This window comes from Methylobacterium sp. GXS13, from assembly GCF_001455965.1.
Lineage (GTDB): Bacteria > Pseudomonadota > Alphaproteobacteria > Rhizobiales > Beijerinckiaceae > Methylobacterium.
This window is the reverse complement of record NZ_LKKO01000057.1, coordinates 21,958-35,428: the sequence shown is the minus strand read 5'-3', so window position 1 is coordinate 35,428 and position 13,471 is coordinate 21,958. Positions and strand designations below refer to the sequence as shown.

At 60.4% G+C, this 13,471-nt stretch carries 10 protein-coding genes; 3 read left to right on the top strand and 7 right to left on the bottom strand.

The window, feature by feature from the left end:
- The coding region (locus tag AO398_RS19855; protein WP_152997577.1) for a transposase at nucleotides 1–120 on the bottom strand (120 nt) is incomplete at its 3' end.
- 240 nt (nucleotides 121–360) lie between these two features.
- On the opposite strand from AO398_RS19855, the gene AO398_RS28445 reads away from it, so the two are divergent.
- Nucleotides 361–834: a hypothetical protein gene (locus AO398_RS28445; protein ID WP_152997576.1), complete on the top strand. Its 474-nt coding sequence runs from the start codon at nucleotides 361–363 to the stop codon at nucleotides 832–834.
- Between the two features lie 228 nt (nucleotides 835–1,062).
- Here the strand turns inward: AO398_RS28445 and AO398_RS19850 are convergent, their stop codons facing one another.
- The gene (locus tag AO398_RS19850; RefSeq protein ID WP_058193919.1) at nucleotides 1,063–1,338 is read right to left on the bottom strand and encodes a hypothetical protein; all 276 of its coding nucleotides are present in this window, start codon (nucleotides 1,336–1,338) and stop codon (nucleotides 1,063–1,065) included.
- Nucleotides 1,339–1,837: 499 nt separating this feature from the next.
- Here AO398_RS19850 and AO398_RS19845 point away from each other — a divergent pair, with 499 nt between their 5' ends.
- Nucleotides 1,838–3,436, top strand: a complete 1,599-nt coding sequence (locus AO398_RS19845) for a porin (protein ID WP_058193918.1) — start codon at nucleotides 1,838–1,840, stop codon at nucleotides 3,434–3,436.
- Between the two features lie 675 nt (nucleotides 3,437–4,111).
- Nucleotides 4,112–4,408 (top strand): hypothetical protein, encoded by a 297-nt coding sequence (locus tag AO398_RS19840; RefSeq protein WP_058193917.1) that lies wholly within the window; start codon nucleotides 4,112–4,114, stop codon nucleotides 4,406–4,408.
- Between the two features lie 83 nt (nucleotides 4,409–4,491).
- Here the strand turns inward: AO398_RS19840 and AO398_RS19835 are convergent, their stop codons facing one another.
- The 5 genes from AO398_RS19835 to AO398_RS19815 all read right to left on the bottom strand — a co-directional run bounded on the left by AO398_RS19835 (nucleotide 4,492) and on the right by AO398_RS19815 (nucleotide 13,165).
- The gene (locus AO398_RS19835; protein ID WP_058193916.1) at nucleotides 4,492–5,877 is read right to left on the bottom strand and encodes a HAMP domain-containing sensor histidine kinase; all 1,386 of its coding nucleotides are present in this window, start codon (nucleotides 5,875–5,877) and stop codon (nucleotides 4,492–4,494) included.
- On the bottom strand, nucleotides 5,864–6,544 hold the full coding sequence (locus AO398_RS19830) for a response regulator transcription factor (RefSeq protein WP_058193915.1): 681 nt from the start codon (nucleotides 6,542–6,544) through the stop codon (nucleotides 5,864–5,866). The genes AO398_RS19835 and AO398_RS19830 overlap by 14 nt, the downstream gene beginning before the upstream one ends.
- A 176-nt stretch (nucleotides 6,545–6,720) precedes the next feature.
- Entirely contained in the window at nucleotides 6,721–8,109 is a 1,389-nt protein-coding gene (locus AO398_RS19825) for an efflux RND transporter periplasmic adaptor subunit (RefSeq protein ID WP_082643363.1), read from the bottom strand.
- Complete coding sequence (locus AO398_RS19820; protein WP_058193914.1) at nucleotides 8,109–11,378, bottom strand: efflux RND transporter permease subunit; 3,270 nt, start codon at nucleotides 11,376–11,378, stop codon at nucleotides 8,109–8,111. Before AO398_RS19820 ends, AO398_RS19825 begins: the two co-directional genes overlap by 1 nt.
- Before the next feature lie 1,154 nt (nucleotides 11,379–12,532).
- The gene (locus tag AO398_RS19815) at nucleotides 12,533–13,165 is read right to left on the bottom strand and encodes a tyrosine-type recombinase/integrase (protein ID WP_058193913.1); all 633 of its coding nucleotides are present in this window, start codon (nucleotides 13,163–13,165) and stop codon (nucleotides 12,533–12,535) included.
- Nucleotides 13,166–13,471: the final 306 nt, after the last annotated feature.

Below are 13,471 nucleotides of genomic sequence, written 5' to 3'. Positions count from 1 at the left end.
GCGGTAGAACGTCGGCTCGGACACACCCATCTTCCGGCAGACCTCGTCCACCGTCGCGCCGTTCTCCGCCTGCCGAAGGGCAAAGGCGATCTGTTCGTTCGTGAAGCGTTTGCGAGGCATGGCATCCACCCTCCTTCAGGGTTCAGGATGCCCGAAAAACTTGCGCTCAGCGCGGACCAGTTTGCTGGGTCAGGGTCAAGAGCGATCCCGATCGCAGGCAGATCATCTGTTTGAGCCATAGCAGCGAGCGCAGCCCGGGCCAAAAGGAATGCAGCAGCGTGCGCCTCTCACGCAGCAGCCCCTTCGCTACCATCCTTAAAACCATTGGCCCCTGATCCGCACCGTCACAGGCCTGGGCAATTGCAAAATTTGATAAGAATTCTGAACAACACGACACAGCAGCAACTTGCATATTTGCAGCAAGCTGACAAAATCCAACCTTGTCTGAACAAGCACTTTCAGCAGAAGGACGATCTTTCGATGAGAATTGATAAACATAGCACTCACACTACTTATATTAAGCAGTCTTTCGACAAAAATGGCTCGAAGATATTTGAAGCCGAAGGATATCGTGTTGAAGAAGATAATTTTGGTTGTGTTTCAGGTTTACTTACTGGCGTGAGAACAATCTCAATCGGGGACATCACATCTGTAAAAATTCATCAAATTGAACGTAGCAATGGCCTGGTAAGTCACTTTATAACATTTACAAATGGAGGATCGTGCGCCCTGACATACAATACGCGCGGAGAAGTAATAAATTTTACTATTGGCAAAGTTCAATTGACCCGTACGGACGATGGTGTTTTGATCATCAACACCTTGCCTATCTAAATTTATTGCGGCCGAAAACTGAAAGGTATTAGGCCGTTCGTGAAGCTGGCGCTTACTCAGCCTGAACGCGTCGTTTAATGATTGGCCAACTCAGGCGCAACTTGATTTCAAAGCTTTCGAGCTAGGCAATCTTCCCAAAAGACATACCATTTGATTAAAAAAACATTGTCCGCCTTGCGGCAGTGTCCCACCACTCCGAGTTCTTTGTTGCTTCCGAATGGCGCAGCGTCACGCCGGCGGGGTCTCTGCGCTGGCTACGCGCAGGACCCTAACCAGCCAAGTCCGGATCGCCCAAACGGTCCGAATGAGAACGGCTGCCGCATAGGCAGAGCTGACCGCGAACAAGGCCGCACCAATCAGAGTATTGCCCGCATCGTCGTACTTCAGCGATTCCATAAGCGGCAGAAACATCACGTAGGAATGCGAGAACGCAAACAGGCCGTACAACGACCAAGCCAAGATGATCGTGAATGCGGAAGCAGTCCAGAAATCCAGCTCGCGCATATTTCATTCCCTCGGACGCCAATTTAATACTCAAAATGATCTTCAAAAGCCACCCCGGTTCCTAGTTTGTAAATTGAAATCGACACACAAATCAAAAACCGGACGACAAAGACAAGGTAAGATTTTAAAAATTGAACCGTCAAAACGCGGTCTGCGTGCGGACGGACGTATGGCCGATATCGAAATCGAGCTCAAACACGCGCTGCCTGGGCATGCGTTCCCGACCGCTCCGTCTCGGGAGGCATCGCATCTGCCCTAGGAAGGTGATTTGAAAACAAAAAACCAATTTAATAATGTAATTTCAATTATAAAATCAAAGCCTAATTTATTTGTCAAACAAAAAACGTTTGGATACGGTCAAGCTGCCGATATCGTGAACGTCCAAATTTCTTAAATACTGCGACAGGCTGCACGAAACGGAACCATTCTGTAGCCTCAACGCGGAGTTCTGGATTGACGCTTGCACACACGTGCTCGCGGCGCCGTATGCGGGGACATTATGACTGATCTCAAGACGCTCTTGTTGTGCAGTTCGGCCGTGTTAGTTTCGGGCTCCGTGGCACATGCGGCCGACCTTCCAACCACGAAGGCTGCGCCGATCGAGTATGTGCGCGTGTGCAACGCCTATGGCGCGGGATTTTTCTATATTCCTGGAAGCGATACCTGCCTGCGCATTTCAGGTCGTGCGCGGTATGATTTCCTGTACCAGACCAGCAAGGTCCGCACCGGAACTGGCGGCGACCAGACCGGCTATCTCGGCCTTATGCGCATCAACCTCGATGCCCGCACACAGACCGACTACGGGACGCTCCGCGCCTTCCTGCGTCTTGATCTCGCCGACCGCAGCGGCCCCTTCCTCACCTCCGGATCCCGCCAGCGGGAGGGTTTAGCCTTCCCGGGCCTCGGTGCCGACGCTTTCAACCGGACGCAGACCTACATTAATGCCGACAAGGCCTTCATCCAGTTCGCTGGGCTGACGGCTGGCCGGGCATCATCGTTCTTCGATTTCTACGCGCACGACTTCGAACTTATCGGCGGCACAGCCGGGTCGGACACATTCAGCACGAACGTGCTGGCCTACACGGCCACTCTCAGCAACGGCGTCACCGTGAGCGCCTCCATGGAGGATCCGACTTATCGCCGCTTCCCGATCTTCGGAACCGGTTCCGCGGTCGGCGCCTTCACGGGCGCAGGCGGGTTTGCCGGTTACAGCAATGCCTTCAATCCCTTCACCCCCTCGACCTTCCTGGCTCCCATCGTCGTAGGGCCCGGCAACGTCGCCTTCGTCGACGTGACCCAAAAGGCCCGCATGCCTGACTTCATCGGCGTCGCGCGCATCGACCAGGCGTGGGGATCAGCACAGTTGTCGGCGGCCGTCCACGAGATAAATGCTGGCGACGCCGGCAGCGCGGTAGCCGGTGTCACGACAGCGACGAGCGCCCTCGGCATTTCGCCCACCGGCCGCGCCTCGAGCGCCTACGGCTGGGCGGTGCAGGGCGGCCTGAAGGTCAACCTGCCGTTCATAGCGACGGGCGATACACTTTACCTCCAGAGCGCTTACGGCCAGGGCGCACTCAGCTATACAGGTATCTCGAACTACACGGCTCCGTACGACGCCCTCGCGGCGGCGCCGGTGGGCGGTGGCGCCTTCGCCCAATATTACGCCGACGCCGTCCTAAACCCGACCACGGGACGGCTTGAGCTATCGACCACTTTCTCGGCCGTCGCTTCGCTGCTCCATTACTGGGGCCCCGCCTGGCGCTCGGCGTTCTTCGGTAGCTACGCGGAGATCGACTACAACACGAAGGGTCGTAACGCACTCGGCCTCCTGGGCTTCGGTTTCGCGCCTGCGGGCGCCAGTGCGACCAATGCTCTGGCCTTCGCGACGAGCCCGGTGCTACGCGGCAACAACCAGATCGTCACCGGCGCGAGCCTGATATGGACGCCGGTGAAGGACCTCGATATCGGCGTCGAGGGTGAGTACATCCGCACTGCCCTCAATAGCGGTGTAACGCCGGATATCTCAAAGAACTCGCTGCGCTATGTGAATGCACAGGACGCGGCACAATTTCGGTTTCGCGTGCAGCGGGATTTTTAGCTAAGCCGCTCCACGTCTCGTCCCCCATCCGATTAATCAGGGCTCGGCCGAGAGGCTGAGCCCTAAGTTTTTTCAACCTCGACTGTCTCGTTCTCGATTTAAGCATTTAAAATCTATTTTTATTGCTCACCATGAAGGGTCATGTACAAGTAAATCAGCTCCTCGGAGGCCCTTCTTGCCGCTGAGCGGGCGTTGGCTGTGGTTTCGAATCGGTGCGCTCAGGTACCGGAGCAGATCGAATCGAACCCAAAGCTTCAGACCCATACGACTTCGCCGACCGGGAAACCGGTCGGCATTTTCATGTTGTAGCCTCGGTCTCAAGCACCTGATCGCCGACGCTGGAGCCTACATGCGGCCGCCCTGGCGGGATGGACTCGTCTCGGCTTCGTTATACCTCACAAGAGATCACAGCCCCCGCGACAATCCCTCCGGCATGAGCACGGGGGAGACGTTCATAGCCGGGCACCGTGATCTGAACGTGATAGACCATCGATAAGAGCGTCGAACGTTGCGGCAGCAACCGGAAGTGGAACCGCTTAAAGCAGATTTTATAAATTCAAACTCGTTCAAAGACTGAAAGAATTATTCTGCAAGAAAATATGGAATTTAAATCGGGACTATCTCACAGTGTACTCCCGTCGCCGACACGCGACAGCTTAAGTAAGAGATTGGGTCATGAAGAATCTTATCCTGGCTTGCTCGTTCGGCGCCATGCTGATCTCTGGCTCCGCCTTCGCTCACGAGTCCAGCGCGCAGATCGACCCCAGCCTAATCATCCGGACGAACGGAAGCGGTCTCGACCCATGGTCTTCCGCTGAGGGGAACGATAAGTCGGGTGGCATGTGGGAGGGCGCGACCGGCTACAGCGCGTCCGTGCCGCAGCAGCCGGCCTATACTGGGTCCGTTCCGTCGAACCGGCAGTGGAGCCACCTGAGCACCCGCGCACGTCATCACAGCGAACCGTCGTACTGACCGATCCCGTCGGCTCGTCGCCTGTCGCTGCCGCGGCAGGCGACGCCAGCCCTGGTACGGCACCACGGGGGCCCGCGCGGGCCTCAGACGGCTTCTATCGAGGCCGCGCCGAGGGCAATGGAACCGTGGCCCTGATCGGGCCAAAGCAGCGTCACGCGACAACCAGTCCCGTCGCTTGCGATGTCAAAGACCGCGCTGTGCAGCCGGGCGATCGAATCGACCAAGCTCAGTCCGATGCCGAACCCGCTCTTGTCGGTTCGGAACGCGCCGCGGCGGTACCGGGCACGGACGGTGGTCAGCTCTTCGGCAGGAATGCCGCAGCCGTTATCCGTGACGCGGATGGTCGTGGGATTCTGCAGAAGCGCGACTTCGACCCAGCCCCCGGATGGGGTGAATTTCAGGGCATTGTCGATCAGGTTGCTCGCAGCCTCGAAGATCAAGCTGCGGTCACCCTCTACATCAAGGGCGCTTTCAGGCCGTGCCCATCGGAGCTGGATGCCCCGCTCAGCCGCGAGAGGCTCGTAATACTCCACGGCATCCTCGAGTAGTCGGCTCAGGTCAACCTGCGAGAAGCCCGATCGGCGCAGACGATCTTCCATCTCGGAGATGCGCAGCAACGCCGAGAACCGGATGACAATCGACTTGACTTCGGCGAGCACGTCTTCGCTGCAAGCGCGGAACGCTTCGATGCTGTCAGCCTTGCGCAGGGACCGCTCCAGTGTCCCGACGACCCGGGTAAGCGGCGTTCGCAGATCATGGGCGATGTTCTCGTTGACGCCCTTGATCTCCAGCATCAGTCGCTCGAGCTGGTCGAGCATGTCGTTCACCACGCGCGTAAGGTGGGCGAGGTCGGCAGAGACGCCGCGCGTGGGCAGCCGTTCGCTCAGGTCGCCACGCATGATGCGGACCACCGCTGAGGTGATTGCGTCGTTCTGACGGAGCGACCCGACACCGAAGATTACGGCACCGATCAGGCCGATGACGATGGTGGCTGCCATGCCCCAGGAAAAGGTCTCGACAAGGGCGTTCTCAAGGGACTGGAGATCCTTGGCCGAACGGCTGACCAGAACGTACTCGCCGCTCGGCAACTGCGTCAGTTCGCTGAACAGCGTGCGCGTCCCATGCTCCGTCTGCTGGGTCAGGACGAAGGGGCGCCCGATCGGCGCCGTCGCCGGGTAGGTGATCGGGGCACCGGCGCGGCGTGCGTGATCCGGTCCAAACAGCACGAGCGGGCGCCCGCCTTCCGCAAAGTCCTCCGACGCCTCGATGCGCTCGCGTAGAGCATGGGGGGGCAGGTTCAGGAGATGCTTCGACTCCCACTCCACCCACTCGAAGGCGGCCTTTCGGCCGTAGCTGCGCGTATCGACGTACAGGAAGCCGCACAGGGCTAGCGACGCGCAGCCGAAGGTCGCGAAGAACAGGCTCGCTACCCGGAAGCCGCTGGTGCGGCGAACCTCAAGAAGGCGCACGGAGGATGAAGCCCGTGTTGCGCACCGTGTGGATCCGGGGGTTCAGCCCGTCGGGATCAAGCTTCTTACGGATCTTGCCGATGTGCACGTCGATGACGCTCGATTGATGATTGAAGCTGTAGCCCCAGACCGACTCGAAAATCATCTTACGGCTCACCAGCACACCGGCGTTCTGCATTAGAAACTCGATGATGGCGAACTCCTTGGGCAGCAGTTCGATTTCGCGGCCGGCGCAGCGCAGGACCCGCTCGATCAGGTCAAGGCGCAATTCGCCGACGACCAACTCGTTAACAGTCTCGGCAGCCATCTTGCGCCGGGCCAGCGCATCGACCCGAGCGGTCAGTTCGATGAACTCGAAGGGTTTGGCGAGATAGTCGTCACCGCCAGCTCGCAGGCCGTCGACACGCTCGTTGACGGCCGAGAGCGCGCTCAGGATCAGCACGGGCGTCGAGACCTTGGCGGCGCGCAGCTTGGTGAGCAGCGACAGGCCGTCAATCTCCGGCAGCATGCGATCCAGGACGATCACGTCGAAGTTACCTTCCAGCGCCTTCCGAAGGCCGGTAGTTCCACTCGGCGCCTCGTCGACCTGAAACCCGTATTCCGCGAGCGCCGAACCGATCTCAGCGGCGACGCGACGATCATCCTCGACCACCAATACACTGGGCATTCTTTTTTCCTTCTTATTCTGTATTCGGCTGTTCGGCTTGGTCTCCTGCAGATTTGCAGCGGACCCGGAATTATCCTCTTCAAGCCCGCTGTCAAATGGCGGTTGATCTGCGCTAGCGGAATGCGTCATTTGGCCGGCAAAGCTTACGAGATCGTGAACGGATCGGACCATGCGCCTCACTGCACACTGGCCTGCTCGGTGAGCTTGGCGGTCGCTGCCTTCGCAGCGGAATCGCCCTTCGGAACAACCCGGGCACCGTCCATGAGGCTCGCGGGAGGATTCAGGACAATCGTTTCGCCGCTCTCGAGTCCGGTACGCAGCTCCAGCCGTGTGCCCAGATCACGCGCAATCGTGATTGGGCGGAGCTGCACCGTGTCATCGGGCTGAACGACCGCGACCCGCGTACCCGTCGCATCGAAGATCAGCGCCTCGGACGGTACGGTCACGCGGGGATGCGTACGCGGCACCGCAAAAGTTACGGCGACGTAGAGGCCGGGACGCAGGATTCCATCGGGGTTCTTAACGTCAACCTCGGTATCGAGGGTCCGCACGGAGGAGCGCAGGGCGACCGAGCTGCGTGAGACCGTTCCGTCAAGCACTTTATCCGGCATCTGAGCGACGCGCACGCGGGCCTGGACGCCGTCATGGATGCCCACCGCCGCCGATTGCGGCACTTGGACCGTTACGCGCAGAACATCCGTGCTGTCGATGGAGAACAGGGGTGTTCCGCCGCCGGAGTCGGCGTGAACGAGGTCGCCGACATCGACCATGCGGGCGGTCACGACGCCGTCGAAGGGCGCGACCACGTTCTCGAACGTGGTCAGCGTCCGCAGCCGGTCCACTTTGGCCTGCTGTGCCGTGATGTTCGCCTCGGCGACCTTCACATTCGCGTCGGCGGCGGTCAGGGCCGCTGTGGCCGTCAGCATGCTGGCTCGGGTTTGATCAGCGTTCTGCTTCGAGGCCCAGCCCTGGCCCGCCAGCGTCGACGTCCGGGCATCGGTGGCATTGGCCAGCGTGACGTTGGCCTTGGCCTGCTCGACATTCGCGTGGGCGACGGCGAGCTGGGCCTGGAACTGGCCGAGTTGGGCCTCGGCTTGGCGCGCCTGCTGGTCTAGATCGGGGGCGGTGATGCGGACGAGCAAGTCACCCTTCTTCACCCGCGAGCCGATGTCCACCCGGCGCTCGGCGATGTAGCCTGTGGCGCGAGCGAAGATGTCGGCATGGTCAAAGGGCTCGGTTTGGCCCGGCAAGGTGAGCATCATTGGCTGATCGTCTTCGGTGGCCGACAGGGTGCGCACCGCGGGGACAAAATCGGCCGTCTCGGCCTGCGTCACCAGCGAAGCCTGGTAGGTTTGCCAATGGTGCCAGCCACCAAGGCCGAGGGCGCTTCCGAGCGCCAGGGCAGCCACCAGGAAGGGCCGCTTGCGCGGGGGCGGCAGATCGGCATGTGCCAGCGTCTCCCCGGCCCCATCCTGCCGCAGAGGATCGATTTCGACCGCGTGGCGATGCGCCCGCTCTGCAACCTCGTGGGCGTCGAACGCGTGAGCGTCGGGATCTGCGCGCATCAATAATCCTCGAGGGGTTTGATCGGGTTGTGCCGGAGCAGGGTGTAGAGGAGCGGGACAAAGAGCAGCGTCGAGAGCGTGCCCATGCCGATCCCGCCCATGACCGCGCGGGCGAGAGCAGCGTTCTGTTCGGAGCCCTCGCCTGATCCGATCGCCATCGGGATCAGGCCGAGGAACATCGCCGAGGCGGTCATTAGCACCGGCCGCAGCCGTGTATGGCCGGCCATCAGGGCGGCCTCGCCTGCCGAGCAGCCGGTGGCCTCCCGGTGCTCCTTGGCGAAGGTGACGAGGAGGATCGAGTTCGCGCTCGCCACGCCCACCGACATGATCGCCCCGAATAGGGCTGGGATCGAGAAGGCCGTGCCGGTGATGAATAGGCTCATTACGATGCCGCAGAAGGCAAGCGGCAGCGCGGCGATCACCACGAAGGGATCGACCCAGGTCTGATAGTTTAGGACGAGAAGCAGGTAGACCGCCACCAGCGCGATCCCGAGCCCGATCTCGATCCGCGCGAAGGCGCTCTCCATGCTCTCGATCTGCCCGCGAACCAAGATCTTGTCCGGAGCCGGCAGGCGGGCCTGCGCGTCGGCGACGATCCCATCCACGGCATTGCGGACGCTGCCGAGATCGGCGTTTTGGACGTTGGCGAGGATGTCGAAGGTCGGCTGCTGGTTGACGTGATTGATTACCGTCTGCTCCGGCTGTCGCTGCATCGTGGCAACGTTCGACAGCAGGATCGGAATACCCGGCTTGTCATGGCCGGCCGCGTGGACCGAGACCGGCGTATTCATCAGCTGGTCGATGTCGGCATTGCGCCATTCCGGCGTCTGGACCCAGAGCTGATAGGGCATCCCGGATTTCGGATCAGCCCAGAAGTTCGGGCTGACCTGAAAGGAGCCCGACAGCGAGATATTCATGTTCTGCGCGATAGACTGTTCGCTAACGCCCATCTCCGAAGCGAGCCTGCGGTCGACGTTCACGGACATCTGCGGCGCGTCGACGATCTGATGAAGGTGGACGTCGACCGCCCCGCGGACCGCCGAGATCCGGCGTACGAGATCGCGCGCCACAGCGAGATCTTCGGCGTCGTGGCGTCCTGAAACCTGCACATCGATCTGCGCGATCGTGCCGAAATTCAGGATCTGCGTGATGATGTCGGATGGTTGAAAATAGAAGACATCATCCGGGAAAGCGTTGCGCAGGACCTTGCGCAGTCGCGCCTCGTAGAACGAGATCGGCCTGTGCTCACCCTTCAGATTGATCAGCATCTGTCCGTCATTGTAGGCGACAAATGATGCGTCCATGAAGGCAAAGTTATAGTTCGAGGCTGGCAGGCCGATGTTGTCTAGGATCAGGCCAAGTTCATCTTTTGGGACAATCTGCCGGACGACGTCCTCGACCTGCGCAAACCGCTTCTCCGCCTGCTCGATTCGCTGACCCGGGTGGGTGCGGATATGCAGCGTCATCTGGCTCGATTCGATTTGTGGGAAATAATCCTGCCCAACGAAGGGAAAGATCGCCGCGGTAAGCGCGAAGACGGAGAGCACGCTGCACAGGGTCCGGCCCGGGTGGCGGAGCACGGCGGAGAGGAGGCCGACATAGCCCGCGTGGAACCGCGTGAAGCCCCGCTCGAACGCTCCGCGGAAGGCGACGGCGCCACGCAACGGATACCGGAATCCCCAGCGGAGCGGGCGTAGCGCGAAGCCGAACAGCCGGCCGAGGACCGATCGCCGTCGCTGCGGCGCCTTCCCGTCAGCTACAGGCTCCGCGCCGCCGTGATGCCGGGCGTATTCCGGGGCGACGAGAACGTCGATCAGAATGGCGACGAGCGTCCGCGACAGCAGGTAGGAGGTCAGCATCGCGAACACCACCGCCTCGGCTTGTGGGACGAACAGGTAGTGGGGCGCGTCGGTGAGGAAGAACACCGCCGAGAAGGCCGAGCAGATCGCCAGCGTCGAGATCAGCGCCGGCTTGGCGATGCCCGCGACGCCCTCGACCACCGAGCGCCGAAACGGGAACCCCTCCTCGAACATCCGGTACGTGTTCTCGATCGCCACCGTGGCGTCGTCCACCAGGATGCCGACTGCGAGCGCAAGGCCGCCCAGGGTCATCACGTTGATGGTCTGCCCGATGGCGACCAGGATCGATAGCGAAGTCAGGATGCAGAGCGGGATCGAGACGAGCACCACGAGGGTCGAGCGCCACGAGCCCAGGAACAGCAAAATCGCGAGGCCGGTGAGGCCGGCTGCGATCACCGCCTCGCGCACCACGTCGGAGATGGCGTCCGAGACGAAGACCGATTGATCGAACAGCGGCGTGATCGTCATGCCCTTCGGCGCGGCAGCGTGGATGTCGGGAAGGGCAGCCTTGACTGCGTTCACGACGTCCAGGGTCGAGGCCGCACCGTTCTTCAGCACCTGCAAGAGGACGGAGTGATGACTGTCGGCGCGGACGATGTTGATCTGCGGCGGCGAACCATCCCGTACCTGGGCGACGTCCCGTAGTAGGACCGGCTGGTTGTTCTCGACCTTGATCGGGATGCGATTCAGCTGATCGACAAGAAGCGGACTCGAATTGAGCCGAACCGTGTATTGCTGCGTCCCGACCTTCGCGAGCCCAGAGGGCACAACGAGGTTCTGCTTGAGCACCGCATTCAGGACATCGAGCGGCGTCATGCCGATCGCGCGCAGCTTGGCGGGATCGAGGTCGACCATCACCTGACGCGGCGCGCCGCCGTACGGGGACGGCAGGGTCGAGCCCGGCACCTCGGCGAGCCGCCGGCGGGTCCGGTACTGGGCGTAATCGAAGACCTTGGTGAGGGGCAGCTTAGACGACGATAGGGCCATCTGGATGACCGGCACCGATGACGCGGAGAACCGCATGATCACCGGCGGCTGCACGCCGGGCGGCATACGCGAGCGGATGGCGTTCATGGCGGAATCAACCTGCGTCATCGCGAGATCGATGCTGACCGTGGAATCGAAGTAGATCCGCTCGGTCACGGTACCCTGGATCGACGTCGACTCGATCCGCCGGATGTTATTGACGTTGCTCGACAGCGAGAACTCACTGTAATTCGTGATACGCTGAACCATGTCGTTGGCGTCGAGACCGTTATAGGTCCAGACCACCACGACGACTGGTATATCAACGGACGGCAGCACGTCCTTCGGCGCCACCGCGATCGATCCGATGCCCGCGAGGAACATGAGGACGGCAAGAACATAGAAGCTCTTGCGGAACTTCAGGGCAAATCGAACGAGATCCATGCGGCCAATCGCGCTTTTCGCCAGAATCCTGCGGATCTCCGGGCCCCGGCTTTGGCCTCGGTTCGAGAAGGCAGAATGAGGCTTGCGTTGTGGAGGGTTAGCGAGGCTCCTGCCCGGCTCCACGACGATATAAGTCACTCCCGACAGTGCTTCGAATGAATTCGCTCTTACATCTTGAAACAATTTTTAGTTTGGAAAAAAACAAGGCCGCTCTTTCAAAATTTGCGCCTCGGGTGCAGCCTGCATCCCCGACGTCTGATCTGCCCACAGGCGAGTTTTTTAGCAATGAAAATAATTTTTAAGAGATGAATTTTCTTTGATATCTTAGCGTTTTATTTATTTGCGCTCCACCAGGCGGAAGTTTTATATTGCCGAGGGTCAAACGATTCTCCTGTTATCAGTCTTCGGCACAATAAATTGATGTGACCTAAATCATTCAAGTATAAGGCTTTCAGCACCTCCAAAGCAGGCACTTAGCGATTGCTTGGCCCATATTTGGGTATCGACTTTCGCGGTCCAACAGCTGCTGATGGGTGCCGCCTGGTCCAGAGATGCCGATCAGCGATGTCTCCGAAACAGATCGCCCCAGCATCTCAAGGATTCGCAGACCTGGCCTGCTCGAGACAAATCGATGATCAACCAGCGAACAATAAAAATCATGATTTTTGTTGCCTCGGCCGGCCTCGTCACGCCAGCCTGGTCCGAGAGCGAGATGCCTGCCGGCGGCGCATTTATGAGTAGCTACACATCGGACCCATACTTCGATCCGCGATCGCAATATTCCCAGCGTCATGCGCTCGGCGATATTGGCGGACAACCCATGTTGGCAGAACCGTTGGGCGCTCAGCCACCGTGCGCGCTTTTCGATAAGCCTTGTGCCGACAGGTTCGAGCGGACACGGCACCACGCTTATCCGTAGGGTAAAATGGCTGCCGTCTGAACGCCGACCATCCGCTCTTCGCGGACCTAGGCTGAGCGCTGAAAAATCCTTCAGAAAGGTCCGGCACCGCGAAGCCGATCGGACGGACGATGCTACGGCGCCGGACATGTACGCTTTCAAGATCCGCTGTACGGCCGCTGAACGACTGGAATGGGCGCTTTGCTGCCGGGCTGGTTTGAAAGCCCCTCGACAATGGAGTCGAGGGGCCAAACGCTCAAATCTCAGTCCCTTCGGCCAGTGTCAGAGCATCTTCGACGTCGACACCGAGATACCTGACCGTGCTCTCGATCTTGGTATGGCCGAGCAGGATCTGGACGGCACGCAGGTTGCCGGTCCGCTTGTAGATCAACGACGCCTTCGTGCGACGCAGGGAATGTGTCCCATAGTCCTCTTTTCGAAGCCCGATGCCCGAGACCCACTCATCGACCAAGCGCGCATACTGCCTCGTGCTGATGTGCATGACACCATCGAGCCGGCTCGGGAAGGCATAGTCGTCGAGCGTTCCACCCCTGGCCTCCAGCCATGCCAGGATGCTGGCACGCGCGGGTTCGAGCAATTCGAACTGCACCGGTCGGCCGGTCTTGCGCTGAATGACAATGGCTCGGCTACGGATTCGACCACCGCTGACAAGGTCGCCAATCTTGAGCTTGACGATGTCGCAGCCGCGCAGCTTGCTGTCGATGGCGAGGTCGAACATCGCACGGTCGCGCACGCGCCGTTCGCGGTCGAGCCAGAACCGGATGGCCCAGACCTGCTGAGGTTTGAGGGCTTGCTTGGCGCCAAGCTTGCGGCCAGCGTTCCAGGCCGGCCGCCCTTTCGTGGCCGGATCGTGTGCGGAGTGTCCCATCGTCTGTCTCCTCGCCGGCTCATGCCGGCTAGGCGAGGAGACACCCGAACCGAGGCTCTGGAGATGGAGGGCATATGCGGACGTTCCGCATGCGACCCAACCCAGTCATTCCGGGTCACCGAGGGGATGCCTGGAAGCGGACATTGAGCGGGCCAGCTTCGTACGGCTGGAGTTGGCCGAAAGCCGCTCGACCGTTTCGGATGCGACAATGCACAAGAACGGACATTTCCCGCCGGGTGGCTGACCTTCGCCTGCGGCATACACTGTTTGGTGGCGCAGAAGGTCATCCATCGTCGCGGCATTCTC

Excerpts from the sequence above, each read along its gene's own strand:
- AO398_RS19840 (WP_058193917.1), top strand. The coding sequence starts at position 4,112 with ATGAAGAATCTTATCCTGGCTTGCTCGTTCGGCGCCATGCTGATCTCT.
- AO398_RS19820 (WP_058193914.1), bottom strand. The coding sequence starts at position 11,378 with ATGGATCTCGTTCGATTTGCCCTGAAGTTCCGCAAGAGCTTCTATGTT.
- AO398_RS19845 (WP_058193918.1), top strand. The coding sequence starts at position 1,838 with ATGACTGATCTCAAGACGCTCTTGTTGTGCAGTTCGGCCGTGTTAGTT.
- AO398_RS19850 (WP_058193919.1), bottom strand. The coding sequence starts at position 1,338 with ATGCGCGAGCTGGATTTCTGGACTGCTTCCGCATTCACGATCATCTTG.
- AO398_RS19825 (WP_082643363.1), bottom strand. The coding sequence starts at position 8,109 with ATGCGCGCAGATCCCGACGCTCACGCGTTCGACGCCCACGAGGTTGCA.
- AO398_RS19815 (WP_058193913.1), bottom strand. The coding sequence starts at position 13,165 with ATGGGACACTCCGCACACGATCCGGCCACGAAAGGGCGGCCGGCCTGG.
- AO398_RS19830 (WP_058193915.1), bottom strand. The coding sequence starts at position 6,544 with ATGCCCAGTGTATTGGTGGTCGAGGATGATCGTCGCGTCGCCGCTGAG.